Genomic DNA, 25,330 nt, shown 5'->3' on the forward strand with positions numbered 1-25,330 from the left:
AAGAGGGGAATGGTCAGGATTATGGGAACCGGTTTCGGCAAAGATCCAGTTATACAATAGGATAGGTATACCAAAGTATAACTATACCTAAGGTTAACTATACGAAGAGATAATTACACCACAGCGCTGTGGGTCATAGGATGAACGCGATTTTATCGGCGTGCTGTTCGCGGCGATTTTAACCTTTAACCTCACTGGATAATCTTATGACCACTTCTAAGCTCGAAGTCTTAACCCCTGCCAACGGTCAGATCATCTTCATCGATCACCAGCCACAGATGGCGTTCGGCGTGCAGTCTATTGACCGCCAGGTGCTGAAAAACAACACCGTGGCGCTGGCGAAAGCGGCTAAGGTGTTCAACATCCCAACCATCATCACCACCGTTGAGACCGAAAGCTTCTCCGGCAATACCTATCCGGAGCTGCTGGACGTGTTCCCGGGCCAGGACATTCTGGAGCGTACCTCCATGAACTCCTGGGACGACCAGAAGGTGCGCGACGCGCTGAAGACCAACGGCAAGAAGAAGGTGGTTGTCGCGGGCCTGTGGACCGAAGTGTGCAATAACAGCTTTGCCCTGTGCGCGATGCTGGAAGGCGACTACGAAATTTATATGGTGGCAGACGCCTCCGGCGGCACCTCCAAAGAAGCCCACGACTTCGCGATGCAGCGCATGATCCAGGCGGGCGTGATCCCGGTGACCTGGCAGCAGGTGATGCTGGAGTGGCAGCGTGACTGGGCGCGCAAAGAGACCTACACCGCGGTGATGGATATCGTGCGCGAGCACTCCGGCGCCTACGGAATGGGTGTGGATTACGCCTACACCATGGTGCACAAAGCGCCGTCTCGTCAGAAGAGCGAGCACCGCACCTTAGCGCCGGTTCCGGCACGCTAAGTCCCGCTGGCGGGCTGGTCCCTCATCCGGCTCGCCGCTGCCTTTTTCTCTGGAGTTCACAATGAGTACAGGGTTGATATCCCTCGCGGCAGGCGTGTTGATTGGCCTGATGTATGCCGTGCTGAAGGTGCGTTCCCCCGCGCCGCCCGCGCTGGCGCTGATTGGCCTGCTGGGGATGCTGGCGGGGGAACAGGCGATGCGTCATCTTTTATCCCGCGACAATCCCGCGGGCGTGCAGGTGACGGTTCCCCACGTTCAGCACCTGTCCGGAGCGTCATCATGAAGGCCTGGATTATTTCGCTGGTGTGCGGGGTCGCGGCTGGGGTACTTTACGCCCTGCTCGACGTGCATTCCCCGGCGCCGCCGGTCGTCGCGCTGCTTGGCCTGTTCGGCATGCTGGTGGGTGAACAGCTGATCCCCATCGGACGGCGTCTGGTGAGCCGCGAACCGTTGACCCTGGCCTGGTTTCGTCATGAATGCGTACCGAAGATCAGCGGTACCGCGCCCCCAGCGCCCGCGAAGGAAAGCCGCGACGCGTAACGATTTGTTTGAGGAAAGACAGCATGACGCTGCCGTGGCGCATTGCCATCATTGATGACGAACGCTCTGTTCGCAGCGGGCTCAGTAACCTGCTGCAATCGGAAGGGTATGCTACCGATACCTTCGATTCGGCAGAGGTGTTTTTGAGCCACCCTCTCGCCCTGTCCGGCGCGTCGCTGGTGATCACCGACATCAAGCTACGCGGCATGAACGGCATCGAGCTGTTTGAGAAGCTGCGGTTGCTGGCCATGCCGCCACCGCCAATACTGTTTATCTCCGGCCATGCTGATGAAAATATGCAGCGGTATGCACTCAGTCTGGGCGCCGCTGCATTTTTGCGTAAGCCGATTAACATCGATATTCTGCTGGATCATATTCAGCGGGAGCTGACCCGCCGACAATAAGGATCGCGGATGAACGAACATACGTCGCCTGCATTTTGGCCCGCCCGGGGAAGTCTCCATGAAGGGCGGGCTTTTGTTCTGAAAGAGGATGTCATTTTTACCGTGCTGGCGCAGGAGGGCGGCATCTCCTGGATGAACGGGCGGCATCCCCAGTCCGGCGGTTCGTTTATTATTGCCACCGCGGTCAGCGATGAAGAAGAGGAGCGGGCAACGCGGCTGCTGAAAAACGAGTTTGCCCTGCGCGACCGGCTTCATGACGGCTGGGCTATCCGGCCCGTCGCTTCAACCCAGTACCGCGGACGTTTTGCGCTGGTCTACGCGCCGTTCTGCTTTGAACTGCTGGCGTGCCGGGCAGGTAAGGCGATTTCCGGGATCGCCCGCTTTATCGAAATGGCGATCCGCATCTGCGGTCCCCTGCGCCAGATGCATCTGCACAACCTGATCCACGGCGATATCAAACCCGGGGCGTTCTTCGTTCATCACGACGCCACCTGCCGTCTTTGCAGCTTCGGTCTTTCCTGCGGCACCTCCGACGCGTTCTCCCAGTCCCGGCTTGCCGCGTCTGGCGGCACGCCCGCCTACATGTCACCGGAACACACCACGCGTACCCGGCGCGCCGTCGACAGCCGGAGCGATCTCTACAGTCTGGGTATCGTGCTTTATGAACTTCTGACCGGGCGATTGCCGTTTGAACTGAGCGCTGATGACCAGACCAACTGGGCGCATTACCACATTGCCTCTGAGCCGCTTGCGCCGGGGCGGGTGCGCCCGGACGTACCCGGCATGCTGTCGACCATTATCCTTAAGCTGCTGGAGAAGAATCCGGAGAATCGCTATCAGACCGTCGACGGGCTGATTGCCGACCTCAGGCGCTGCCAGGCGACGCTGACCGCCGAAGGTGAGATCGTCGACTTTATTCCCGGCCAGCAGGATCGCTCTCCGGCGATCCATCTTGCCGATTCGCTTTTCTCTGCGCATCCGCAGGCCAGCGACGTCATCGCCGCGTTTGAGCGGGTCAGCCAGAGCGGTGCGCCGGAACTGGTGACGATTGGGGGGCCTTCGGGGATCGGCAAATCTTCCGTGATCGCCACCACGCTGAAATCGCTGCAACAGCGCAAGGTGCTGCTGGCGGTGGGCAAGGTCGATCAATATTCTCCCACGCTGCCCTACGGCGTGCTGAGTTCGGCGTTTCGGACGCTCACGCTGCACCTGCTCGGGCTGCCAGCCGGGGAGGTAGCGACGTGGAAAATCCGTCTGTCGCGCGCGCTGGAAGGCTTCGAGGAGCTGGCCGTCAGCCTGGTGCCGGAGCTGAATTTACTCCTAGAGAACAAACCGCGTTTCTCTGCGGATACCTTTTCCATCGACGCGCGGGCGCGCTTCAGCCATATGGTGCTGGCGCTGGTGAAAACCTTCGCCACCCAGGGCGCGCCGCTGGTGCTGCTGCTGGATAATGTGCAGTGGATCGACGCCGCCAGCCTGCAAACGCTCGATCACCTGCTGCGCGCCTGCGGCGCCATCCCGCTGCTGGTGGTGGTGGCGCACCGCGATCTCAGTTCGCTTTCTGAGCCCACCTTGCAGACCGCGCTGGCGAGCCTGCCAGAGGCGGCGCAACACGCCACGACGATCGTGCCGCAGCCGCTGTCGGTGAAGGCCGTGGCGCGCTGGCTCGGGGGGATTTTTCATGCCCGCAGTACCGGTACCACCGATCTTGCCACGCTGATCCATGAAAAAACCGGCGGCAACCCGCTGTTCGTGCAGGAATTTTTACGCCGCATCGTCGATGACGGACTGGTGGTGCACAACAAATATCAGGGGAAATGGCATTACGATCTCCAGGCCATCCGCGCCCGGCACTACACCGAGAACGTGGTGACGCTGGTGCTTGAACAGCTCAAGGAGATGCCCGACGAGACGCGCCGCCTGCTGGGCAGCATCGCCTGCCTCGGCTGCACGGGCGAGCTGGAGATGCTGTGCCGCGTGGTGGGGCGGTCGGCGGCGGAAATCCGCTATGCGCTTCATCCGGCGGTGACCGCTCAGCTGATTGTGCTGACGGAGAAAGAGTACGCTTTTACCCACGATCGGGTGCAGGAAGCCGCCTTTGCCCTGCTGGATGAGGGCGAGAAAAGCCATCTGCACCTGACCACCGCCAGCCTGCTGGCGGATGCCGCGCGGCAGACGGCGGGCAACGAACTGCTGTTCCGCGCGGTTCACCACGTCAGCGCCGCGCTGGACTGCATCCAGCCTGCACCCCAGCGGCAGCGATTCCGGGAGCTGAGCCTTCAGGCCGCGCGGCGTGCGAAGCGTACCGGCGATTACCTTTCCGCCTTAAGCTATATCCAGACCGCCAGAGCGCTGGGGAATGCGGGCCCGGTCTCGGACTTTATGCTGGATATCGAAGAGGCGGGCTGTGAGTTTGCGCTCGGACACCTGGAGCGCACGCGTGCGCTGTGCGATGCGATCCTCGGTTCACCGGGCGGGCTGACGGAGAAAGCGCTGGCCGCCAACCTGCTGGCGGAAGTTCATATGCGCCAGTCGGAGATCCGCCTGGCGCTGGAGGCGTCGTTATGCTGGCTGGGCGTGTTCGGGATCCAGATCAGCCGCTACCCGGAAAATGCCGAATGTGACGAGGCCTGGCAGCAGTTCTGTCAACGCACCGCCGACGCGCCGCAGAACCCGTTTTCTCAGCTTAAGCTGATGGAGAACGCAGAGACCGAAGCGGTGATGAACCTGCTTTACAGCGCCAGTATTTTCGCCAGCTTTACCTGCCCGCGCCTGCACTTTTTACTCCTGTGCCGGATGATGCACCTCACGCTCGATCACGGCATAACCGGTGCTTCCACCACGGCGATGGCCTGGTTTGGCGTGCTGATTGGCCACCGCTACGCCGAATACCGTCTCGGGTTTGAGTACGGCACGCTGGCTCGTGAGCTGGTGAACCGCCACGGCTATGATGCCTATGAAGCCAAAACTCTGCTGCCGCTCGACCAGCTCAGCGTCTGGACCCAGCCGCTGTCGTACACTATCGAGTGCGCCAAGGCCTGCTTTACCTCAGCGGTGACCCACGGCGACATGACGATGGCCTGCTTCGCGGCCTGTCATCAGATCATTAACTTCCTCTCCCGGGGCGATCATCTGGATGGCGTGCTGACCAGCATCGATCGCGGTCTGGCCTTTGTGCGCAAAACGGATTACCAGGACATTGAAACCGTTCTGCACATTCAGCGCCGCTACGTGGAGTTTTTACGCACGCCGGTGACGGGCCCATGGAGCGCCGCCCAGGCGCTGCCTGACGATCTGCTGCCCGCGCCGCCGGAGCAGGCGCCCGAGCAGACCTCGACCATGCTCTTCTGGTACTGGCTCTATCGCGGGATGGCGCACTTTTCCTGCGGCGAATACGCCGACGCACAGGCGGATTTAGAAATGGCGGGCTGGTATGCGTGGTCCGCGCCGGGTCATATTCATCTGCTGGATTACCATTTTTACAGCGCGCTGGCGCTCTCCCGCCAGCTCACGCCGGAAACCTTTTCGGCGGATTATCGCCGCAGTATTCATCACCATTACGACAAAATTGCCCTCTGGGCGCGGATCAATCCGGGCACATTTGCCGATAAAGAGGCGCTGATTTATGCCGAAATCGTCCGTCTGGACGGCATGAACAGCATCGCGCTGGAGCAGTATGAAAAAGCGGTGCGACTCTCGCGGGAGGGCGGGTTTAACCCGATCAATGCCCTGGCGCACGAGCTGGCCGGGCGTTTCTCGCTGGCCTGCGGCTACCCGACCGCCTCCGACGCCCATTTCCGCGGCGCGATTGCCGCCTGGGGGCGCGTCGGGGCGCAGGCCAAGGTGCGCCAGCTGGAGCAGGATTTCCCCCATCTGCTGGCCTCCGGGCAGAGCCGCGCGTATGACACGGCGGCGTTTGCCCAGAACGAGGTGATCCGCGATTTACAGAGCGTCATCAAAGCCTCACGCGCCTTATCCGAAGAGATCAACCTTGAACGTTTAATCGAAAACCTGATGACGCTGCTGCTTGAACGGGCCGGGGCGCAGCGTGGCCTGCTGCTGCGTGTCAGCGATAATCACATCCCGGAGATTGAAGCCAGCGCCTGGACCAGTACCGACGGCGTGCGGGTGCGCATCCTGAAAGCGTCACCGATGGCGACGGACATGCCGCTGTCGGTGCTGGCCGCGGTGATCCGCACCGGGCAGGAGATCCGCACCGGCAAACCGGAGGAGTTCCACCCGTTCAGCCAGGATCCGTATCTGGTGACGTCCGGCGCCGCCGTGATGTGCGTGCCGATGTTCAAACAGGCGCGGCTGGTGGGGATTCTGTATCTGGAAAACCGCCTGATGCCGGAGGTGTTTACCGCCGAACATTCGCGCGTGGTCAGCCTGCTAGGCGCGCAGGCGGCGGTTTCGCTGGAGACGGCGCGGCTCTACGCCGAGCTGCTGGCGGAAAACATCCAGCGCCGACGGGTGGAGAAAGAGCTGCGCGCCAGCCAGACCTCACTGATGCTGGGCGAGCAGATCAGCCATACCGGCAGCTGGCGCTGGGAACTGGTGCAGGATCTGATGTTTATGTCCGAAGAATACGCCCGTATCCTTGGCCTGCCGGAGCAGCAAAAGATGATCTCAATGGCGGAGTTTTTGACCTTCGTGCATGAGGATGATTATGGCCGGATCAGCACCCTCGTTAATCAGAGCGTGCGTGACGGGCTGTCGATGCGCGCGGAGTTTCGCATCATCCGCACCGACGGCTCCGTTCGTTACATCCTCGGGATTGGCGATCCGGTGGGGGTGGGCAGCGAGGTGAATGAGTATTACGGCATCATTACCGACATCACCAGCCAGCGGGCGGCGGAGGATGCGATGCGGGTGGCGCAGGCGGATCTGGCGCGGGTCTCACGAGCCACTACCGTCGGGCAACTGACCTCCTCGATCGCGCACGAGATCAACCAGCCGCTGATGTCGATTGTCTCGAACGCCGGCGCGAGCCTGCGCTGGCTCAACCGCGATCCGGCGCGGCTGGACAAAGTGCGCGAGGGGCTGGAGGAGATCGCCGCCGAGGGCGAGCGGGCAGGGGAGATCATCCGCAGCATTCAGTCTCTGACGCGCAAACAGGACCCCACGTTTACGCGAATCGATCTGCACTTCCTGATCCACCACATCATTATGCTTTCCCGCAGCGAACTTGAGCTGCGACACATAAGCGTTGATTATCTTCTGAACGCTGACGACAGCTTTATCATCGGCGACAGCGTGCAGATCCAGCAGGTGTTGCTTAACCTGGTGATGAATGCGATGGAAGCGATGGCGGAAGTGACGGATCGCCCGTGCAGCATCACGATCGCCACCGCGAACTGCGCTGAGGGGAAGGTGATCTTTGAGATCGCCGATACCGGCAGCGGCATTGAGCCGGAGCTCACCGAGCGGATCTTTGACTCGTTCTATTCGACCAAAGCGCAGGGAATGGGCATGGGGCTGACCATCAGCGCCAGCATCATTGAACGGCACCGGGGGAAACTGAGCGCGCGCCGCAGAGAGCCGTACGGCACGGTGTTTACCTTCGCGTTGCCGCTTGCCGGACAGGAGATGTAACGTTTATTCCGCTGGCTGATGTTTGGTCAGGCGCTCGACGGCCCTGACCAGTTCAGCCACGGAGCGGACCTGCATTTTCTCCATCACCCGGCGGCGGTGCACTTTCACCGTAATCTCACTGACGCCCAGCTCGGCGGCGATCTGCTTGTTGAGCTTGCCGCTGACGGCCAGCTCAAGCACCTCATGCTCGCGCGGCGTGAGGGACAGATGGCGCTGTTTCAGGGCGTAGTGCTCTTTGACGCGGGCGGCGTTGTGCTGTGCCAGCCTGAGCGCGGATTCGATGGAGCCAATGAGCGCGCTGGATTCAACGGGCTTAGTGAGAAATTCGTAGGCCCCGCCTTTGATCGCCCGGACGGACATAGGGATGGTGCCGTGGCCGGTGAGAAAGATGATCGGTATTTCCCGCCCGCTGTCTTTCAGCGCATCTGCGACATCAAACCCGGTTATCGTGGGCATTTGCATATCGAGGATCACGCAGGAGGGCAGATCCTCAAAGGGATGGCTGAGAAAGGCTTCTGCTGAGGAAAAGCCAAGGGCGTGTATATCCGCGGATTCCAGCAGCCTGACAACGGACTGTCTGACTGTGTCATCGTCATCAACCACATAAACAATGTGTTCCATTCACCGCCCCGGTGTTGATTTAAATGTCGAGGATGTAAACAGTCACTATGGCTACGTAAGAGACTGTTTATGCTGACTTTCATCTTAACACATTAAATATCATTATCATTTAGCAATATGATAACCATATGAAGTATAGCGAGCTGGAGCGGAGGCGATGAAGGAACGAAACGCTGTTTTTATGCACCGACAAGCTCAATACGGTTGCCGTCCGGGTCCGCAATCACCGCTTCATAGAAACCGTCCCCGGTCATACGCGGGGCGCTGAGCAGGGAGCCGCTTGCCTGCGCCTGCGCTGCCATACTGTCCACCTGCGCTTTGCTGCCGACGTTGATGGCGATATGCGCCCAGCCGACAAATTCCGGGTGCGAAGGTGCACTGGGCAGGCCCGGCAGCGTCATCAGCTCGATGGTCGGCCCGTCATCCAGGGTAATAAAGTGAGATTTAAACCCCGGACGATTTTTGCTGACGTAGCGGTCATTACTGCGGCCGCCAAACACCGTTTCCCAGAACTGAACCTGCGCGTCCAGGCTGCGGGTCCAGAGTGCGACATGTGCAATATTCATAAGATCCCTCGTTATTTGTCTGTGAGGACTTTCACCGGTAAAACAGGCTACACTCTGGTTTTGAGCGCGACAAGCTGAGGAAACAACAATGCACTACACACTGAAAGAAAGCGACAAGGAAAAAGCGGAAGGAACAAACGGCGCGGGCGCTCTACAGCAAAAACTGCTGGAATCCCGTTCGATTGTCATCTCCGGAGAGATTAACCAGGAGCTGGCCCAGAAGGTCATCACTCAGATGATCCTGCTGCAAAGCGTCAGCAACGATCCGATCAAGCTGTACATCAACAGTCAGGGCGGCCATGTAGAAGCGGGCGACACCATCCACGACTTCATTAAGTTTATCCGTCCGGAAGTGCATGTGATCGGCACCGGCTGGGTGGCGAGCGCCGGGATCACCATCTTCCTGGCGGCGAAAAAAGAGCACCGCTACGCTCTGCCGAATACCCGCTTTATGATCCACCAGCCGCTGGGCGGCGTGCGCGGTCAGGCAACGGATATCGAAATCGAAGCGCGCGAGATCATCCGCATGCTGGAGCGCGTGAACAAGCTGATTGCTGACGCCACCGGCCAGCCGCTGGAGAAAGTGAAGAAAGACACCGACCGTAACTTCTGGATGTCACCGGCGGAAGCGCTGGACTACGGCATCGTGGGTAAACTGATTACCCATTATGACGAGCTGAACCTGGATTAAGTTTAAGCCGGCGTGTGCGTCGGGTGACGGCTTCGCCTTACCCGACCTACGCGCGCTCGATTGACCCATGACAAGTTCCCCCCTCGCTGTCTCTTCTATAATCGCGCCTGTCTCCCCTCTCACTGGTGCTACCCATGGCGTATCAACTGAACCTGAACTGGCCGGAATTTCTTGAAAAATACTGGCAAAAACAACCCGTTGTGCTGAAAAATGCCTTCCCGAATTTTGTCGACCCCATTACCCCTGATGAACTGGCGGGTCTGGCGATGGAGCCGGAAGTTGATAGCCGCCTGGTAAGCCATGCTAACGGCAAGTGGCAGGCGAGCAATGGCCCGTTTGAGCATTTCGATAACCTCGGTGAAACCGGCTGGTCCCTGCTGGCGCAGGCGGTGAACCACTGGCATATGCCCGCAGCAGAGCTGGTGCGTCCGTTCCGCGTCCTGCCGGACTGGCGTCTCGATGACCTGATGATCTCCTTCTCCGTCCCGGGTGGCGGCGTTGGGCCGCATATCGATCAGTACGATGTGTTTATTATCCAGGGGATGGGCAGCCGCCGCTGGCGCGTGGGGGACAAGCTGCCGATGCGTCAGTTCTGTCCGCATCCGGCCCTGCTGCACGTCGATCCGTTTGAGCCGATCATCGACGAAGATCTGGCCCCGGGCGATATCCTCTACATTCCGCCTGGATTCCCGCATGACGGCTTCACCCATGAAACCGCGCTCAACTACTCTGTCGGTTTCCGCGGGCCGAACGGTCGCGATCTGATCAGCAGCTTTGCCGACTACGCGCTGGAGAACGATCTGGGCGGCGAACATTACAGCGATCCGGATCTGACCTGCCGCGAACACCCTGGCCGCGTGGAGCAGTACGAGCTCGATCGCATTCGCCAGATGATGATCGACATGATTAGCAAGCCAGATGATTTTACGAAATGGTTTGGCAGCTTCGTCTCCACGCCGCGTCACGAGCTGGATATTGCCGCCGCCGAGCCGCCGTATTCCGCAGAAGAGGTGCTCGACGCGCTGCAAGGGGGCGAAACGCTCTCCCGCCTGAGCGGGCTGCGCGTGCTGAACATCAACGGCAGCGTCTTTATCAACAGCGAACAGCTGGAAACGGCGGATGTGAACGGGGCGGACGCGCTGTGCCGCTTCACCGAGCTCGGCCAGGCTGAGCTGGGCGATGCGCTGAATAATCCGGCGTTTGTGGAAGAGCTGACCGGTTTGATTAACCAGGGCTACTGGTTCTTCGACGAGTAACAGCAGGCGGCGTTTAGTCAGGCTAAACGCCGCCAGGTTCAGACCAGCATATTACAGGCCTTCCAGTAGTTAAGAAGCCGCTCATCGTCGCGCTCTTTCTCCGCTTTGATTTTCATCGCCCGGGCAAGATTTTCTCGCGATACTTCATGGCCTTTTTGCACGATGTCTAAAACCGCTTCACCAAGAGCCAGTGAAATTTCTGCCCGATTATTGCGAATCGTCATAAATACCTCCTCGTTGGTTGCGATAATTTAATTATGAACGGGAAATAATCAGTCGGTAATAATTCATCTCATTCTTATTTTTTCATTTCGGCGTTAAGTAGACTTAATATTCGGTTCTGTCAATGATGTTTCAAAATGCTAATAAGACGTTTAAGCCTGAATTTATGCGCTACAGTTAATTTCGTGCAACAGGCAAATAACCGAAACAGGAGAATAATTATGGTAGATAAAAGCGCAATTAAGGATCACACTCAGGTTGTCGCCAGCTGCGGAACGCACGTCGGGGTTGTGGACCATCTTGATGGTGAGCGTATCAAGCTTGCGAAGAGCGATCCGGAATCGGGCGGCAAGCACCACTTTATTCCTCTCGGCTGGGTTGATAAGGTCGAAGATAATAAAGTTGTCCTGACCAAAAACCATAAAGAGGTTTTTGCTGAGTGGCAGGAAGCATAAATATATTTCTCGCAAGGAAATATATGCCTTCGCTCCGGCCTCGTCCGGAGCGTAATAGTGTCTGCGCCCGGTGATTGCTGCCATTACAAATGGATGGTACTGTTTTGCCTGTCCTTTCCCCGATGCAGGCCCCAAATGATGCTCCAGAGTGAAAATAGATCAGCGAAACGCATATTTTTTGTTGAAGATTTTCAGGTATTCGGCGAGCGCTACGGCATCGACTACCGTTTCCCCCAGTTAAAAGAGGCGCAGGTCAGCGGTAGCCCCGTGTTGCAGGGGAATGTTGAAGAGATGATGCTCTCGTCCGGCATTTCGCTGACCCACTCCGACGTACGTGTATTACAGCCCTATGAAACCACCTCTCGCCACAGCAGCCCGCTCTATATGCTGGTGGTGCTGGAAGGGTGCGTGACGCTCACGCTCAATGGTATCAATTATCCCGTCCGCCCGGGCATGGCGTTCAGCTCACGTCTGAGTGAAGATCAGGTGATGAGCGCGCGTCACGATGCCGACAGCACGCTGAAAACGCTCTCGTTTGGCGTCTACCCGCACGATGCCGGACGTGAAGCCCTGCTTGAGTCATTGCTTCTGGAATGGCAAAGCCTGAATGCACCCGCGTTTGTCTGGCAGGTTCCCGAGTTTGTGATGTCAGGTATTCTGCATGCGCAGCGGCAGGGGGGAAGCGTGCTCTCACGCAAGCTGTTGCTGGAGGGGCTGATGTATCAGCTGATCGGCCATGGCCTCAACCAGCGCCAGCAGCCTTGCCCAGGCCGCCCTGAGCATGCGCGTCTTGAACGCGTGCGGAGCCTGCTGGAACAGTCTCCTGAACGGGATCATACTCTCGCGCAGCTGGCAGCCCTTGCCGCAATGAGCCCAAGCAGCCTGCGCAGCAAGTTCCGTCAGCGCTACGGCTGCACGCTCTTCGATTACCTTCGCGACTGTCGCCTTGCGCTGGCGCGCCGCTATCTGCTGGAAGGCCACAGCGTGCAGCAGGCGGCTTGGATGTGCGGGTATCAGCATGCCACCAACTTCGCCACCGCGTTTCGTCGTCATTACGGGATTTCACCGGGGGACGTGCGCAAACTCCGCTAACGTAATTTCTCCTGTCGCGCGAATGCATTTCGTGTGGTTTAGCATCGCGCATACGTAACCTGGCGGCACGCATAGCCGTTTGCACTCTCAAAAAGGTAATAATTCTTATTAACAATAAGAAATATCTCTGGAGAGGGTTATGTTTGTTAAATCGCGTCTGGCACTGCTGGTGGGATGGGTTACCGGTAGCGTTGCTTTTCCTTTACTGGCGCAGGATGCCCAAAAAACTGACACCGTGGTGGTGACCTCGCAGATGCAGTCTGCGGCCACCAAGCTTGAAACACCGGATATTGAAACCCCGCAGTCGGTCTCTATCGTCACTCGCGAGCAGTTCGAAGAGCAGGGCGCAACCAGCGTGCGTCAGGCCGTGAGCTACACGCCGGGGGTCTACAGCAACCAGATCGGGGCGTCAAACCGCTTTGACTACATGGTGCTGCGCGGTTTCTCGGACGGCAGCCTGGACAACGTCTACCTCGACGGCCTGAAGATGATGGGCGACACCAACTCCCACAGCTCGCTGGTGGTTGACCCGTGGTTCCTGGACAGTATCGAAGTCGTGCGCGGTCCGGCCTCCGTGCTCTATGGCCGCTCATCGCCGGGCGGGATTGTGGCGCTCACCTCCCGTAAGCCATCGTTCGATCCTGGCGGGGAGATCAAGCTCTTCGCCGGTAACAATAACCAGCGTGGGGCGATGTTCGACGTCACTGGCCCGGTTGATGATAACGACCGCGTGGCGGTGCGCCTCAGCGGGATGACCCGCTATGCCGATTCCCAGTTCGATCCGCTGAAGGAAGAGCGTTACGCCCTGATGCCGAGCCTGACCTGGCGTATCACCGACAACACCCGTCTGGATCTAATGGCCTACCTGCACCGCGATCCGGAAGGCGGCAGCCACTCCGGCCTGCCATATGAGGGCACCGTTGTACCGCACAGCGGTAAGAAAATCTCCAACACCTTCTTCGAAGGCGAGGACGATTACGACAAGTACGATCGTCGGGAAAACATGGTCGGCTATAACATCGAGCACCTGTTTGACAGCGGCTGGTCCGTGCGCCAGAAGCTGCGCTACCTGCACACCAAAGTCGAGCTGAACCAGGTGTATGCCGCAGGCTGGCTGAATGACACCGAGCTGAACCGCGGCTATTCCGGCTCCGACGAGAAGATGAACGCCATCACCCTGGATAACCAGGTCGACGGCAGCTTCGATACCGGGGCGGTAAACCACCGCGTGCTGATCGGCATGGACTACCAGGACCGCACCAACAACGTCACTGGCTACTACGGCGGCTTCCCGCCGATTGACGCTTTCCATCCTGTTTACGGCGCGAAGCCGGACTACATCACCCAGTACAGCAGGGAAAAGCACAAGCTGCGCCAGACCGGCTACTACCTACAGGATCAGATGTCCATTGACCGCTGGCGCCTCACGCTGGGCGGGCGTTACGACCAGGTGAGCGTGTCGAACGTCGACAACTTCAACCACACCCGCAGCGATCTGGATAAAAATAACTTCAGCAGCCGCGCGGCGCTGCTGTATCTGTTTGATAACGGCGTCGCGCCGTACGTCAGCTACTCTACCGCCTTTACGCCGACCAGCTTTGCCGACGAGCAGGGCAACATTTTGGATCCGATGAAGGGCAAGCAGTGGGAAGCGGGTGTGAAGTATGAGCCGGAGGGGATGAACAGCCAGTTCAGCGCCTCGGTGTTCCGCATTAACCAGAAGAACATTGCCACTAAAGAGGAGCCGACCGATCCGTACCGTTCCATCGGTGAAATCGAATCCGAAGGCGTTGAACTGGAGGCGATTGGTCAGCTGACCGACAGCCTGCGTATGCAGGCCGCGTACACCTACACGGATATTCGCTACAAGAAGAGCAGCCCGGAAGAGGAGGGCAAGCGCGCCGTTTATGCCCCGCGTAACATGGCCAGCGCCTGGCTGAGTTACGACGTCAAAACCGGCCCTCTGGATGGCCTGACCGTCGGCTCCGGCGTGCGCTATGTCAACGGGATCGCCAGCGATCGCCAGAACACCCATACGCTTCCGTCGTACACGCTGGTGGATATGACCGTGGGGTATGACCTGTCGAAAGTGGGGCTCACGGGCGTGAGCGCGCAGTTGAACGTCAATAACCTGACGGACAGAAGCTACGTCGCGGCGTGTAACTCGCTCTCTTACTGCTACTTCGGTGCAGAACGCAGCATTGTGGGCAGCGTTTCGTGGAAGTTCTGAGTCGTTGACCATTGCCCGGTGGCGGTTTCCACCCTCTCCCTTTGGGAGAGGGTTGGGGTGAGGGCAACAGGCCGCACTACTCCTCCATCGCAATCACAATTGCCTCGCCCATCTTCCTCAGCGCTTCGCGGTTCTTCTCCGTCGGCGGCAACGCCACGTTGATCCGCAGGCAGTTGCGGTACTTCCCGGAGGCAGAAAACAGCGACCCGGCCGCAGCCTGGATCTTCAGACGGCACAGCTGCTTGCTGACGCACACCATATCGACCGTCTCCGGCAGCTCAACCCACAGCAGGAAGCTTCCTTGCGGGCGGGTGACGCATATCTCTGCCGGAAAATACTGCCGCACCCAGCAGGTATAGGTTTCCATATTCTGCTGATAAATCTGACGCATACGGCGCACGTGGCGATGGTAATGGCCGTCGCGAATAAACGCCGCCACCGCCATCTGCGTGCCCGGCACGTTAAACCCGCCCGCGGCGTACTTCATGTGCATCACCCGGTCGTAATAGCGCCCCGGCACGATCCAGCCGACGCGCAGGCCCGGCGCCACGGTTTTGGTAAACGAGCTGCATAAGAGCACGCGGCCATCTATGTCCATAGAATGAATGGTGCGCGGACGCGGGTACTCCGCCGCCAGCTCGCCGTAAATGTCATCCTCAACAATCACGATATCGTGCCGCTGTGCCAGGGCTAAGACCTGCTTCTTGCGAGACTCCGGCATGATAAACCCGAGCGGGTTATTGCAGTTCGGCACCAGGATCACCGCCTTGATCGGCCATTGCTCCAGCGCCAGCTCTAACGCCTCGATGCTGATCCCGGTCTCGGGATCGGTGGGAATTTCAATGGCCTTGATGTTAAAGCCGCGCAGCATCTGCATGGTGCCGTGAAACGATGGTGACTCGACTGCCACGATGTCACCCGGCTTGCACACCGAGAGCAGAGCGATCGACAGCGCGCCGTGGCAGCCGTTGGTGATGACAATCTCGTTTGCCGCCACGGTGGAGCCGCCATCCAGCATCAGACGGGCGATTTGCTCGCGTAGCTCCAGGCGCCCGTCGAGCACGTCATAGCTCAGCATTTCGCCCGGATTATGCTGCGCAATGCGGCTCATCTCACGCCACAGCGGCTTCAGGCTCGGTTGGTTAATGTCCGGTGAGCCGCCGCCAAAGGAGATCATCTCTTTGTCGGCGCGGGCGTCCAGCAGCATCATCACTTCGTCCCACTGGGTGACGTCCACGGGGCGCTGTACCGGGCGCGTCATCGCCGGGACGGGCGGCTGGGCTTTGCGTTTCGAGACAAAATAGCCGGAGCGCGGCTGAGGCGTAATCAGCTGGCGGTTTTCGAGGATCTGGTAGGCCTGCTGTATGGTGCTGATGCTCACGCCGTGCTCCTGGCTCAGCGTGCGTACCGACGGCAGACGTTCACCGCTGCGATACAGCCCTTGTTCGATACGTTCCGCCAGGAGGTTGGCCAGATGTTGATAGCGCGTCATGCTGTATCCTTTTTTTTCACCATACAGAGCATTAAACCAGTACAGATTGATGGGTAAACCACCATGCAGATACCGTTTTAGCGGATCTGTATGGTAAACAAAAGCGGTTTTTGAATCTGTATTGTACTGGCCGTTTTCCATGATGATAACTCCACTGGCACAGCGAGGAGAGCATCATGGAATTCTACGAGAATCGTTCAAAACGTCCGTTTATCGCGTTTGTCTGGATAGCGAAAACGCTGCGTAACTGGTATCGCATCAACCGTACCCGCCGTATTCTGAGCCAGATGAGCGACGAGCAGCTCAAGGACGTCGGGTTATCGCGATATGATGTGTGAGCATAAGGTTGCCCGGTGGCGCTACGCTTACCGGGCCTACAGGAGACCGTAGGCCGGGTAAGGCGCAGCCGCCACCTGGCGGTTTTCAGCTCAACAGCGCAAGCGTCTGCCGTTTCGGCCTTTCCAGCAGCTCAACCGCCTCCTGATATGACCGCACGTTGTTATAGCCCATCACCAGCCCGTAGCGTTTGCCCGACCCGCGATACCACGCCGAAAGCGCATTGACCTGCAATTGCTGTTCCTGCCAGCAGCGGGCGATCTCCCGGTCAGCGCTTCCCTTTGCGAGGAACGCGACAATATGCATTCCACCGTCGTTTTGCTCGGTGAAGAACAGATCACCATAGACCTCACGCAGGGCGGCAATCATCCAGTCGCGGCGGGTTTGATAGAGCGCGCGCATCTTTTTCAGATGACGGAAAAAATGCCCCTCGTTGAGAAACGTGGTGAGGATTTTTTGCGTCAGGACCGGCTGGCCGCTGGTGAGGATGTCCGCGCTGTCGGTAAACGCGCCGACGGTGCTGGCGGGCATCACCACGTAGCCCATGCGCAGTGAAGGCATGATGGTTTTGCTGAAGGTGCCCATAAAGATCACCCTGTCATGCTGGTCGAGGCTTTTCAACGACGGCAGCACTTTGCGGGTGTAGTGAAATTCGCCGTCATAGTCATCTTCGATAATCCACGCCTCGTTTTGTGACGCCCAGTCGAGCAGCTGCTGCTTGCGCGGCAGGGAGAGCGTCACCGCCAGCGGGCTCTGGTGCGACGGGGTAACGATGGCGAAGCGGGCATCGTGGTGATTACGCAGCAGGTAGTCCGTATCCATCCCTGCGCGATCGACCGGCACGGTGTGCAGGCGGGGCACAATGCGCTTGAGCAACTGCTGGCCCATAAAGTAGCCCGGATCCTCAAATACCACCTTATCGCTGCGGCTGGCGAGCGTGTCGAGGATCAGGCGCAGGCTGCCGCTGTAGCCGCTGGTGATCAGCACCTGTTCTGCGGTGCAGGACAACCCGCGCGAGATATTGAGATAGCGGGCAATTGCCTCGCGCAGCGGATACCAGCCCAGCACCGGCGGGTTGAGCATTTCATCCTGACGCATGGCGCGCGTCGCCTGGCCTGCCAGCAGCAGCCATTTTTTATAGGGGAAGCTGTCGAGCGCGGGAATGCCGGGGCGCAGAAAACCGGCCCGTTCGCGCTGGCTAATCAACGACGCCGGCAGCGTGCCGGTCGCTTGTTCTGCCGGAGCGTTTTGCGCGGGCAGCAGAAGATCCGGATTCACCCGCGTGCCGCGCGCGCCCTGGCTTACCAGATATCCTTCCCCCGTCAGAATGGCATAGGCTGTTTCAACGGTTTTTCGCGCGACCTTAAGCTCTTCAGCCAGCACGCGGATGGCAGGCACTTTGTCGCCGGGCTTCAGTACGCCGCGCGTGATGTTATCGCGATAGCGGGTATAAATGTCGTGATAGCCCGGCTTCATGTCCTACCTCATTTCAGGTTTTTTGTGTCTTTTTACTATGTCATTAACGGCGTAGATTTGCCTCATCGCATGATAAAAACCGCACAAAAAAGAGGAAAGACAATGAGCACCCGCGTAAACCACCACAAAGCCACACCTGCACTCGCCAACGCGCTTTCCGCCCTGAGCATGGAAGTGGCGAAAACCTCCATTGATCCGGCGCTAAAGCACCTGATTGACATTCGCGTCTCGCAGCTGAACGGCTGCACCTTCTGCCTGGATATGCATTCGAAAGAGGCCAAAATTGCCGGCGAGCGCGAGCTGCGCCTGTACCATCTGGCGGCGTGGCGGGAGTCGCCGCTGTTCAGCGCCCGCGAGAAAGCCGCGCTGGCCTTCACCGAAGCGCTGACCCAGATTGGCGTTCACGGCGTGAGCGACGCGCTGTACCGCAGCGTGGCGGAGCACTTCTCGGACGTGGAGATTTCAGAGCTGAACTTCGCCATCGTAGCGATCAACGCCTGGAACCGCCTGGGCATTACCTCCCGCATGGAGCCGGGCTCGCTGGATGCGGCATATGGGCTGAACAAGGCTAACCTGGAGTAATCCCGCGCTCGCGGATTATCGCCACCAGCGCCCGTAAGCCTGGCGGGACGTGACGATGGCGAGTGGGGGATTCGGGCGTTTATGGAGCCGAGGTCGATTGTGGGTTAAACCCTGCCCGGTGGCGCTACGCTTACCGGGCCTACAAAACACCGTAGGCCGGATAAGCGCAGCGCCATCCGGCAAACACTTCGCTCCATACCGAAGCATCCACACCATTAGTCCCGCATTCTCTCCATATCATCACAACGGAGAGACCTTCATGATCGCAGTCCTTTTCGAAGCTAAAGCTGCACCGGCGCATCAGGCGCGCTATCTTCAACTTGCCGCAGAGCTTAAGCCTTTGCTGGCCGATATCGACGGCTTTATCGATATCGAACGGTTCCAGAGCCTGACGACCGACGGCAAAATCCTGTCCCTTTCCTGGTGGCGGGATGAAGAGGCCGTCCGCCGCTGGAAGCAGAACGTCTTTCATCAGGCGGCGCAGGCCGAAGGACGGGAGTCGATTTTTTCTTTCTACCGTATTCGCGTGGCGCAGCTGATGCGGGAGTACAGCTCCGAAACGGGAGGGCACGCGGATGTATGACGTTCATGTGATTTTCGACAACAGGCCCGGCGAGCAGGGTGAAATTGCGGCGGCGCTGGAACAGGCCATTGCCGCTGTAGCGGCTACAATGGCCGATCCGTCGCGCGTGAAGATGCTCTGTGCTCTGATGGACGGGCGGGCGTGGACGGCTACAGAGCTGAGCGTGGCGGCAGACGTTGCGCCGTCGACCGCCAGTGGGCATCTGGCGCGGCTGGTGGAGGGAAAGCTGATTACCTGCCTGTCTCAGGGGCGGCATCGCTACTATCGCCTGGCGGGACACGACGTGGCGGCGCTTGTCGAGCAGATGATGGGGCTCTCCTGGAGCCGCATCACGCCGCCGGAAACCTCCGCGCCAAAAGCCCTGCGCGAAGCACGAACCTGCTACGACCATCTTGCCGGAACGGTGGCGGTGCATATCTATGAATTCATGCAGGCGGAAGGCTGGCTTGAGGCAGACGGTTCAGCGCTCACGCTACATGGCCGCGAGCAGTTTCTGAAGCTTGGTATTCCGTTAAATCCCAATACGCGTCGCAAGGCGTGCTGCGCCTGCCTGGACTGGAGCGAGCGGCGGTTTCATCTGGGGGGAGAGGCCGGCGCGGCGCTGCTCATCCACATGGAAAGCAAAGGTTGGATCCAGCGGGTGGCGGGGTACAGGGAGGTGGTGGTGACGGCTTCGGGGAAAAGTGCCGTCAGGAAGCATTTTAGCCGCTAAACGCCGTTGCGGGCTGATGCCCTCACCCCGACCCTCTCCCACAGGGAGAGGGAGAACATCGTTTCGCAATTCCTGCGCTTTAACTTCTCGTTTCTTGATACTTACCCTGATAACTATTATCGTAATGTCGTACTACGAGAGGATTCCCCATGAGTGAAGAAGATCTGTTTAGCCGCAGGCCGATGGGCATGCGGATGGCGATGATCGTGCGTCAGTGGCGCGCAGTCATCGACGACGCCATTCTCGACACCGGGTTAACCCAGTCGAGCTGGACGGTGATGATGCAGCTTCATCAACTCGGGGATAACGTCTCGGTCAGCGAGCTGGCGGAAGTGCAGGGGATTGAACTGCCTCCGCTAATGCGTACGCTGACACAGCTGGAAAAGCAGGGCTACCTGCTGCGCACCGTCTCGCCGTATGACAAGCGTATCCGGCTGCTGACGCTGACGCCTGAGGGAAAAGCCATTCTTGAAAGGCTCTCTCAGGTAATTGAGACGTATCAGGCGCGCGTATCGCAAAACATCGCGCCGGAACATCTCGATATTTTCAGCGCCACACTCAATCAAATCGCCTGCAATTTGCGGACAATCCGCGAAGAAGATAATAAGACCGAAAAATAATGACTCCTGAACAAAAGTTTGCCCGCTGGGTAAGGGTGAGTATTGCCTCTTTCCTGCTGATGTTTGTCTACTTTATCGTCGCGGATATCTGGATCCCGCTGACGCCGGACTCCACCGTGATGCGCGTGGTGACCCCGGTGTCTGCCCGCGTCTCCGGGTATGTGGCGGCGGTACATGTCCACAACAATAGCCAGGTTAAGAGAGGCGATCTGCTGTTTGAACTCGACGCCACGCCGTTTCGCAATAAGGTCGAAGCGGCGCAGATTGCGCTGGAACAGGCGCGTCTGTCTAACGATCAGCTGGACGCGCAGATTGCCGCGGCGCAGGCCAGCCTGAAAACCGCGGTGCTGACGGCGCGTAATGACAAAGTTACCTTCGACCGCTACCAGAAACTGAGTACCTTGCAGAGCGTGTCGCAGGCGGATCTGGATAAGGTCCGTACCACCTGGCAGAGCAGCGAGCAGTCCGTCAGCTCGATTCAGGCGAATATTCATAACCTGCGCATTCAGCGCGGCGAGCGGGATGAGCACCGCAACGTGACGCTGCAAAAATACCGTAACGCGCTGGATGAAGCGGAGCTGAATCTTGGCTGGACGAAGGTCTACGCCGAGGCGGACGGCACGGTCAGTAACCTGCAATTAAGCCCCGGTTTTTACGCCTCGTCCGGTTCGGCTGCGCTGGCGCTGGTGAACACCCGGATCGATATCGTGGCGGATTTCCGCGAGAAGAGCCTGCGGCATACCCACCAGGGGACCGACGCCGCCGTGGTGTTCGACGCCTTCCCGGGGCAAGTTTTCCGTGCCCACGTCACCAGCAGCGACGCGGGGATCCTCGCCGGACAGGAGGCCGTAAACGGTCAACTTTCTGAACCGGAAACCTCCAACCGCTGGGTGCGTGATGCCCAGCGTATGCGCATTCACGTGGCGCTGGACGAAGCCTTACCGAAGTCGCTGCCGACCGGCGCGCGCGCCACCGTGCAGCTCTACAATAGCGAAGGGCCGTTTGCGCGATTCTTCTCCGGGATGCAAATCCATCTGGTTAGCCTGCTTCACTATGTCTATTAGCACCCTGGCGCGGGTATTTACCCCGCACGGCAACATCGTCTATACGGCAAACGACTTTCGCCAGACCCTGCGTATCGTCTTTGCCGGGATGATTGCGCTCAGTATTTCGAGTTTCTACAACACCAGCTACGGCGTGTTTTTTGTGGTCTATCCGATCATGCTGCTCTCGCTGGTGCCGGTGTTTAACCGCCACGTGGCGAAGCAGTTTATCTTCAGCGCCTCGCTGAACTGCGTCGAAATGGTGTTTATCATCGGCTATCTGTCCCAGTGGCCGGTCATTATGACGCTGGTGGTGTTTGCCCTGTACGTGATGCGTTTTCGCTTTATGAGTAAGGGGCCGCTGTTCCTGTTCGGCTCGATGGGCGTGGTTTGCCAGAGCGTGATGCTCAACTTTATGAGCTACCCCACCACCAACTGGCACACGCTTTTATTCTCTAACATCGAAGCGAGCGTAATGGCGGTGTGCCTGAGCGCGCTGATGAACTACCTGCTGCCGGACGTGGAGCCGCGTAAGCCGCCGCCGCTGATCGAGAAAGATGACGCCCGCGTGCGCCACGAGTCGCTGCTCTCCGGCACCGTGGCGACGCTGATTTTCGTGGTGTTTCAGATGAGCGACTTAAGCGATTCGCTTTCGGCGCTGATGGCGGGCATTCTGATCCTGTTCCCGATGCACTATCGCGGATCGGTTATCAGCTCCATCTGGCGCGTGGTCGGCGTGGTGCTGGGGTGTCTCTATATCCTTGTCGTCCAGCTTATCCTCTACGATCACAGCAGCCATATGCTGCTGATGATGCCGCTGATTGGCCTTGGGCTGGCGTTTGGCGCGCGTCTGCACGTAATGGAGAAGGTCGGCGCCGGGGTAGGCTTCGCCAGTATCACCACCATCGGCATTATGTTCGGGCAGAACATGCATCCGGACAGCGATCTGGTGTTCAGCGATCTGTACCGCATCACCTCCGTCACCTTCGCGCTGGTGGTCACGCTGACGATGGTCTTTCTGGTGCACCTGATCCTGAACCGCTTCGAGGCGACGCGCTACGTTATCGCGCCGCCAAAAGCGGATTAATGCCCCAGTACGGCGGGCAGTTGCGAGAGCAGAAACAGGATCAGGCCAATCGTACCGCCCACCAGGGTACCGTTAACGCGAATGAACTGAAGATCTTTACCGATATTGAGTTCTATCTGGCGTGACATGTCTTTGGCATCCCAGCTTTTCACCGTGTCGCTGATATGGCGCGTCAGGAACGCGGCGAAATCCGGCGCCACGCGGTGCGCGGCTTGCTCCAGATGCTCATTCAGCGACGCCCGCAGGCTGGCGTCGTTGGTCAGCGTTTCGCCAAACCACAGCCCGGCGTTGGCGATACGCTGCTTCACGCGTGAATCATCGCTCTGCATGTCATTTTTCAGCCACTGGCGCAGGTCAGCCCACATTTCCCCCAGATAGCGGTTAAAGGCTTCGTCATTCTTCAGGTAGTGTTTGATATTCTCGGCTTTCGCCGTCGTCTCCGGATCGTTTTTCAGATTGTCGATGAACTTGATCGTGGCGCGGTCAAACGCCTGACGGATCTGGTGCGTGCGGTCGTGGCTGATATCGTCCAGCAGCGTGTTCACCGCGTTCGACACCATCTCCGCGCTTTGATCGCCCAGCCACTCGGTGGGCAGCACCATCGCCTTGCGCGGATGCTCGGTCTTAAGCCAGTGGACGATCTGGTCGGCAATAAATTCCCGCGTGCTTTCCCGCTGAATCAGGGTAATCAGGCGGTTGATGATGGCGTCCAGCAGCACCTGGTGACGGTTGTTTTTGGTCATGCTTTCCAGCATGACGGCGCTGGTCTCGGTTAGATCGACCTTATCGATAGCCTTGTGGACGGCGCGTTTGAGCAGGCGCTGGATGCGCCCATCGTCGGTAAGTTCCAGAAAACCGCTCATCACCTGCACCAGATGCTGCCCCACGCGCCGGGCGTTATCGGGCTGGCTGAACCAGGTCCCAATCATCTGTGCGGGCTCGTAGCGACGGATAAGATCGACAAGAGATTGCGTATCGAGAAACTTTTCCTGCACGAACTGGCCGAGATTGTCGCCGATGCGGTCTTTATTGCGCGGGATAATCGCCGTATGGCGCGAGATATAGGGAATTGGCACCCGGCGGAACAGCGCGACAACGGCAAACCAGTCCGCCAGCGCGCCGACCATCGCCGCTTCGGCAATGGCCTTTACGCCGCGCACCCAGAAGGTTTGCGGCAGGAACAGAGTGGTGATAAACGCTGCGACGGCAATCAGCAGCAGCGACAGCGCGAGAAGCTTGGCGCGTTTGAGTTCGGTATGTTTTTCCATGGGTTAAGGATAGAGGGATACGGGGGAAAAGTGCAAAAACCGCCACAGCACCCACCCACCAAACCCCATCAATACCACCCCCGCCGTTCGCTCTATCAGCCAGAGCGAACGGCTGAGCTTTCGCTGAACCGCCGGTAACCCCATCAGCGATATCAGCGCCAGATCCCATACCAGCACCACCATCACCATCCAGACGCCGCAGGTCGCCTGCTGAAGCAGTGTGACGTCCGGCCCGAGTAACGCTGTCATTAGCGCCAGGTAGAACAACGCGTTTTTGGGATTTAACAGCGCCGAACCCAGCCCCAGCAGGATTTGCTTACGCAGAGAAGGGCAGCGCTGGCGGGGTTCTTCCAGCGCCAGCGGCTGCGGGCGGCTGCGCACAAGATGCGAGCCAATCCACAGCAGGTACAGCGCGCCGGACAGTTCGATAAGCGTAAACAGCCACCCAAACTGGCGCAGCGCGCTCCAGCCGATAATCACCAGTAAGATATACAACCCGTTACCTGCTGCGATGCCGAGACACAATCCGGCGCTGCCGCGCAGCCGGTAGCGGGCGGCGTAGCCTACCAGCAGGAAGAAATCCGGGCCCGGGCTTAACAGGGCAACAAAATGCGCCAGCGCCAGGGCAAGAAAGGCGGAGGGAAATAACAGTTCCATAGCGACCTCAGTAACAAATCTGAGGTCACCTTACGACGTTACGTATCCTGATTATTGTCTGATATTGATCGGCCCGTGGCGTATTGGCGCGGCGTGGCAGCGGTATAATTCACGAAGGTCTTATGAAAATGACTCTGGTCGGCAAACCCGCTCTGGTAGCCCACGTCGGCGATATCATCCCCCGCGCGCAGCCGCGCTTTGGCGTACTCCACGCGCGAAATGTTGAGGAAACTGCCCGGCGTCAGGCCGGTATCCTGCCTGAAAGTGCGGATCAGCGTCTCCTTGCGCAGTGAGAATCGTTGGGCGAGTTCGTCAAGGGAAGGCGGTGCGGCAAGGTCGGAGAGTAACGCCTGCTGAACCTGCTGGCTGGTTGAGCGAGGTGCATTCATCTCACCCGCGCAACGGGGAAGGGCAGAAAGCAGGGTCTCCACGGATGCGGAGGACATCGTCCCGACAACGGCAAGAAAGTGCTTAAAGAGCGTGGGATCGCGAATAACCTGTAGCGCCAGGGGAAGATCGGTGTCGATATAGAGCATATGGTAACTGCGCGGCTTCCCGACAACGGGGTTGCAGCTGTGCGGGGCATAAGCCGGGATCATGATAAGATCACCGGGATCAAGAACGTACGCATTGCCATGACTTACGCAGCAGGTCTGGCCTTCCACAATCGCGCCGATGGAGAGCTGTGGATGGCAATGACGTTTATATGCCCGGGTGCTTTGCCACGTACTGCGCAGCTCAAGGCCTGCTGCGCGGTTAAAGGTCTGGCGGATGTGGCGGGTATCGGTCATAGGAACTCCATTGATGAGCATTTTTTATACCATGTCTGCGCATCGCCTGGCAGCGTCTTGTTAAGAACCCTCCGTATATACCCAACTTTACCTTCAAAGCCAGTCAGATTGACTACCC

24 protein-coding genes and 1 pseudogene are annotated in these 25,330 nt (G+C 58.8%); 17 read left to right on the forward strand and 8 right to left on the reverse strand.

Translation table 11 applies throughout. The features are described 5' to 3' along the window. Nucleotides 1–206: 206 nt before the first annotated feature. The 5 genes from ACOTWU_RS09800 to ACOTWU_RS09820 all read left to right on the forward strand — a co-directional run bounded on the left by ACOTWU_RS09800 (nucleotide 207) and on the right by ACOTWU_RS09820 (nucleotide 7,432). Nucleotides 207–893 (forward strand): isochorismatase family protein, encoded by a 687-nt coding sequence (locus tag ACOTWU_RS09800; RefSeq protein WP_252049372.1) that lies wholly within the window; start codon nucleotides 207–209, stop codon nucleotides 891–893. 61 nt (nucleotides 894–954) lie between these two features. Beyond that, entirely contained in the window at nucleotides 955–1,176 is a 222-nt protein-coding gene (locus ACOTWU_RS09805) for a DUF1427 family protein (protein ID WP_017383875.1), read from the forward strand. After that, nucleotides 1,173–1,433 carry a XapX domain-containing protein gene (locus tag ACOTWU_RS09810; RefSeq protein WP_003863056.1) on the forward strand — a complete coding sequence of 87 codons (261 nt, stop codon included), beginning with the start codon at nucleotides 1,173–1,175 and terminating at the stop codon, nucleotides 1,431–1,433. The genes ACOTWU_RS09805 and ACOTWU_RS09810 overlap by 4 nt, the downstream gene beginning before the upstream one ends. 23 nt (nucleotides 1,434–1,456) lie before the next feature. Beyond that, nucleotides 1,457–1,837, forward strand: coding sequence for a response regulator transcription factor (locus tag ACOTWU_RS09815; RefSeq protein ID WP_023295862.1), 381 nt, complete (start codon nucleotides 1,457–1,459; stop codon nucleotides 1,835–1,837). A 9-nt stretch (nucleotides 1,838–1,846) separates the two neighbouring features. Next, nucleotides 1,847–7,432, forward strand: coding sequence for a trifunctional serine/threonine-protein kinase/ATP-binding protein/sensor histidine kinase (locus tag ACOTWU_RS09820; RefSeq protein WP_126498718.1), 5,586 nt, complete (start codon nucleotides 1,847–1,849; stop codon nucleotides 7,430–7,432). Nucleotides 7,433–7,435: 3 nt separating this feature from the next. Here ACOTWU_RS09820 and ACOTWU_RS09825 read toward each other — a convergent pair whose 3' ends face one another. Both ACOTWU_RS09825 and ACOTWU_RS09830 read right to left on the reverse strand, forming a co-directional pair. Beyond that, a complete protein-coding gene (locus ACOTWU_RS09825) occupies nucleotides 7,436–8,053 on the reverse strand; it encodes a response regulator transcription factor (protein ID WP_017383872.1) in 618 nt (205 codons plus the stop codon). A gap of 179 nt (nucleotides 8,054–8,232) precedes the next feature. Beyond that, entirely contained in the window at nucleotides 8,233–8,619 is a 387-nt protein-coding gene (locus ACOTWU_RS09830) for a VOC family protein (RefSeq protein WP_017383871.1), read from the reverse strand. Nucleotides 8,620–8,704: 85 nt separating this feature from the next. Here ACOTWU_RS09830 and ACOTWU_RS09835 point away from each other — a divergent pair. After that, nucleotides 8,705–9,310, forward strand: a pseudogene (locus tag ACOTWU_RS09835) (ATP-dependent Clp protease proteolytic subunit); the annotation flags it as partial. Between the two features lie 134 nt (nucleotides 9,311–9,444). Further along, nucleotides 9,445–10,566, forward strand: a complete 1,122-nt coding sequence (locus ACOTWU_RS09840; protein ID WP_015572567.1) for a cupin domain-containing protein — start codon at nucleotides 9,445–9,447, stop codon at nucleotides 10,564–10,566. A gap of 38 nt (nucleotides 10,567–10,604) precedes the next feature. On the opposite strand, the gene ACOTWU_RS09845 is transcribed toward ACOTWU_RS09840, so the two are convergent. Further along, nucleotides 10,605–10,790 (reverse strand): hypothetical protein, encoded by a 186-nt coding sequence (locus ACOTWU_RS09845; protein WP_015572568.1) that lies wholly within the window; start codon nucleotides 10,788–10,790, stop codon nucleotides 10,605–10,607. A 219-nt stretch (nucleotides 10,791–11,009) separates the two neighbouring features. Between ACOTWU_RS09845 and ACOTWU_RS09850 the strand changes: the two genes are divergently transcribed. From ACOTWU_RS09850 to foxA, 3 genes are all read left to right on the forward strand, one after another. Continuing rightward, nucleotides 11,010–11,243 carry a DUF2171 domain-containing protein gene (locus ACOTWU_RS09850; RefSeq protein ID WP_003863067.1) on the forward strand — a complete coding sequence of 78 codons (234 nt, stop codon included), beginning with the start codon at nucleotides 11,010–11,012 and terminating at the stop codon, nucleotides 11,241–11,243. Nucleotides 11,244–11,378: 135 nt separating this feature from the next. After that, nucleotides 11,379–12,335, forward strand: a complete 957-nt coding sequence (locus tag ACOTWU_RS09855; RefSeq protein ID WP_045339603.1) for a helix-turn-helix domain-containing protein — start codon at nucleotides 11,379–11,381, stop codon at nucleotides 12,333–12,335. Between the two features lie 121 nt (nucleotides 12,336–12,456). Next, complete coding sequence (foxA, locus tag ACOTWU_RS09860; protein WP_103557149.1) at nucleotides 12,457–14,565, forward strand: ferrioxamine B receptor FoxA; 2,109 nt, start codon at nucleotides 12,457–12,459, stop codon at nucleotides 14,563–14,565. 76 nt (nucleotides 14,566–14,641) lie between these two features. Here the strand turns inward: foxA and ACOTWU_RS09865 are convergent, their stop codons facing one another. Further along, nucleotides 14,642–16,057, reverse strand: coding sequence for a PLP-dependent aminotransferase family protein (locus tag ACOTWU_RS09865; RefSeq protein ID WP_032668118.1), 1,416 nt, complete (start codon nucleotides 16,055–16,057; stop codon nucleotides 14,642–14,644). A gap of 176 nt (nucleotides 16,058–16,233) precedes the next feature. On the opposite strand from ACOTWU_RS09865, the gene ACOTWU_RS09870 reads away from it, so the two are divergent. Continuing rightward, a complete protein-coding gene (locus tag ACOTWU_RS09870; protein ID WP_015572572.1) occupies nucleotides 16,234–16,395 on the forward strand; it encodes a DUF1127 domain-containing protein in 162 nt (53 codons plus the stop codon). A gap of 85 nt (nucleotides 16,396–16,480) precedes the next feature. On the opposite strand, the gene ACOTWU_RS09875 is transcribed toward ACOTWU_RS09870, so the two are convergent. Continuing rightward, nucleotides 16,481–17,869 carry a PLP-dependent aminotransferase family protein gene (locus ACOTWU_RS09875; RefSeq protein ID WP_015572573.1) on the reverse strand — a complete coding sequence of 463 codons (1,389 nt, stop codon included), beginning with the start codon at nucleotides 17,867–17,869 and terminating at the stop codon, nucleotides 16,481–16,483. 102 nt (nucleotides 17,870–17,971) lie between these two features. Here ACOTWU_RS09875 and ACOTWU_RS09880 point away from each other — a divergent pair, with 102 nt between their 5' ends. From ACOTWU_RS09880 to ACOTWU_RS09905, 6 genes are all read left to right on the forward strand, one after another. Further along, a complete protein-coding gene (locus tag ACOTWU_RS09880; RefSeq protein ID WP_010427243.1) occupies nucleotides 17,972–18,451 on the forward strand; it encodes a carboxymuconolactone decarboxylase family protein in 480 nt (159 codons plus the stop codon). A gap of 259 nt (nucleotides 18,452–18,710) precedes the next feature. After that, nucleotides 18,711–19,034 carry an antibiotic biosynthesis monooxygenase family protein gene (locus tag ACOTWU_RS09885; RefSeq protein WP_086524235.1) on the forward strand — a complete coding sequence of 108 codons (324 nt, stop codon included), beginning with the start codon at nucleotides 18,711–18,713 and terminating at the stop codon, nucleotides 19,032–19,034. Continuing rightward, nucleotides 19,027–19,746 carry an ArsR/SmtB family transcription factor gene (locus ACOTWU_RS09890; protein WP_017383867.1) on the forward strand — a complete coding sequence of 240 codons (720 nt, stop codon included), beginning with the start codon at nucleotides 19,027–19,029 and terminating at the stop codon, nucleotides 19,744–19,746. The genes ACOTWU_RS09885 and ACOTWU_RS09890 overlap by 8 nt, the downstream gene beginning before the upstream one ends. Nucleotides 19,747–19,895: 149 nt before the next feature. Beyond that, nucleotides 19,896–20,366, forward strand: coding sequence for a MarR family winged helix-turn-helix transcriptional regulator (locus ACOTWU_RS09895; protein WP_015572576.1), 471 nt, complete (start codon nucleotides 19,896–19,898; stop codon nucleotides 20,364–20,366). Next, nucleotides 20,363–21,430: an HlyD family secretion protein gene (locus ACOTWU_RS09900; RefSeq protein WP_026080654.1), complete on the forward strand. Its 1,068-nt coding sequence runs from the start codon at nucleotides 20,363–20,365 to the stop codon at nucleotides 21,428–21,430. Before ACOTWU_RS09895 ends, ACOTWU_RS09900 begins: the two co-directional genes overlap by 4 nt. After that, complete coding sequence (locus ACOTWU_RS09905; protein ID WP_017383864.1) at nucleotides 21,420–22,496, forward strand: DUF2955 domain-containing protein; 1,077 nt, start codon at nucleotides 21,420–21,422, stop codon at nucleotides 22,494–22,496. The genes ACOTWU_RS09900 and ACOTWU_RS09905 overlap by 11 nt, the downstream gene beginning before the upstream one ends. Here ACOTWU_RS09905 and ACOTWU_RS09910 read toward each other — a convergent pair. The 3 genes from ACOTWU_RS09910 to ACOTWU_RS09920 are packed head-to-tail and all read right to left on the reverse strand — an operon-like array spanning nucleotide 22,493 to nucleotide 25,212. After that, nucleotides 22,493–23,764, reverse strand: a complete 1,272-nt coding sequence (locus ACOTWU_RS09910; protein ID WP_045339606.1) for a DUF445 domain-containing protein — start codon at nucleotides 23,762–23,764, stop codon at nucleotides 22,493–22,495. The genes ACOTWU_RS09905 and ACOTWU_RS09910 overlap by 4 nt on opposite strands. Before the next feature lie 3 nt (nucleotides 23,765–23,767). Then, entirely contained in the window at nucleotides 23,768–24,421 is a 654-nt protein-coding gene (locus ACOTWU_RS09915; RefSeq protein ID WP_017383862.1) for a LysE family translocator, read from the reverse strand. 38 nt (nucleotides 24,422–24,459) lie between these two features. Further along, on the reverse strand, nucleotides 24,460–25,212 hold the full coding sequence (locus ACOTWU_RS09920) for an AraC family transcriptional regulator (RefSeq protein WP_017383861.1): 753 nt from the start codon (nucleotides 25,210–25,212) through the stop codon (nucleotides 24,460–24,462). Between the last annotated feature and the right edge of the window lie 118 nt (nucleotides 25,213–25,330).

The organism is Enterobacter cloacae complex sp. GYL001 (genome assembly GCF_049237125.1).
Lineage (GTDB): Bacteria > Pseudomonadota > Gammaproteobacteria > Enterobacterales > Enterobacteriaceae > Enterobacter > Enterobacter hormaechei_C.

Coding starts and splice junctions, on each gene's coding strand:
- ACOTWU_RS09800 (WP_252049372.1), top strand. CDS start 207: ATGACCACTTCTAAGCTCGAAGTCTTAACCCCTGCCAACGGTCAGATC.
- ACOTWU_RS09805 (WP_017383875.1), top strand. CDS start 955: ATGAGTACAGGGTTGATATCCCTCGCGGCAGGCGTGTTGATTGGCCTG.
- ACOTWU_RS09810 (WP_003863056.1), top strand. CDS start 1,173: ATGAAGGCCTGGATTATTTCGCTGGTGTGCGGGGTCGCGGCTGGGGTA.
- ACOTWU_RS09815 (WP_023295862.1), top strand. CDS start 1,457: ATGACGCTGCCGTGGCGCATTGCCATCATTGATGACGAACGCTCTGTT.
- ACOTWU_RS09820 (WP_126498718.1), top strand. CDS start 1,847: ATGAACGAACATACGTCGCCTGCATTTTGGCCCGCCCGGGGAAGTCTC.
- ACOTWU_RS09825 (WP_017383872.1), bottom strand. CDS start 8,053: ATGGAACACATTGTTTATGTGGTTGATGACGATGACACAGTCAGACAG.
- ACOTWU_RS09830 (WP_017383871.1), bottom strand. CDS start 8,619: ATGAATATTGCACATGTCGCACTCTGGACCCGCAGCCTGGACGCGCAG.
- ACOTWU_RS09840 (WP_015572567.1), top strand. CDS start 9,445: ATGGCGTATCAACTGAACCTGAACTGGCCGGAATTTCTTGAAAAATAC.
- ACOTWU_RS09845 (WP_015572568.1), bottom strand. CDS start 10,790: ATGACGATTCGCAATAATCGGGCAGAAATTTCACTGGCTCTTGGTGAA.
- ACOTWU_RS09850 (WP_003863067.1), top strand. CDS start 11,010: ATGGTAGATAAAAGCGCAATTAAGGATCACACTCAGGTTGTCGCCAGC.
- ACOTWU_RS09855 (WP_045339603.1), top strand. CDS start 11,379: ATGATGCTCCAGAGTGAAAATAGATCAGCGAAACGCATATTTTTTGTT.
- ACOTWU_RS09865 (WP_032668118.1), bottom strand. CDS start 16,057: ATGACGCGCTATCAACATCTGGCCAACCTCCTGGCGGAACGTATCGAA.
- ACOTWU_RS09870 (WP_015572572.1), top strand. CDS start 16,234: ATGGAATTCTACGAGAATCGTTCAAAACGTCCGTTTATCGCGTTTGTC.
- ACOTWU_RS09875 (WP_015572573.1), bottom strand. CDS start 17,869: ATGAAGCCGGGCTATCACGACATTTATACCCGCTATCGCGATAACATC.
- ACOTWU_RS09880 (WP_010427243.1), top strand. CDS start 17,972: ATGAGCACCCGCGTAAACCACCACAAAGCCACACCTGCACTCGCCAAC.
- ACOTWU_RS09885 (WP_086524235.1), top strand. CDS start 18,711: ATGATCGCAGTCCTTTTCGAAGCTAAAGCTGCACCGGCGCATCAGGCG.
- ACOTWU_RS09890 (WP_017383867.1), top strand. CDS start 19,027: ATGTATGACGTTCATGTGATTTTCGACAACAGGCCCGGCGAGCAGGGT.
- ACOTWU_RS09895 (WP_015572576.1), top strand. CDS start 19,896: ATGAGTGAAGAAGATCTGTTTAGCCGCAGGCCGATGGGCATGCGGATG.
- ACOTWU_RS09905 (WP_017383864.1), top strand. CDS start 21,420: ATGTCTATTAGCACCCTGGCGCGGGTATTTACCCCGCACGGCAACATC.
- ACOTWU_RS09910 (WP_045339606.1), bottom strand. CDS start 23,764: ATGGAAAAACATACCGAACTCAAACGCGCCAAGCTTCTCGCGCTGTCG.
- ACOTWU_RS09915 (WP_017383862.1), bottom strand. CDS start 24,421: ATGGAACTGTTATTTCCCTCCGCCTTTCTTGCCCTGGCGCTGGCGCAT.
- ACOTWU_RS09920 (WP_017383861.1), bottom strand. CDS start 25,212: ATGACCGATACCCGCCACATCCGCCAGACCTTTAACCGCGCAGCAGGC.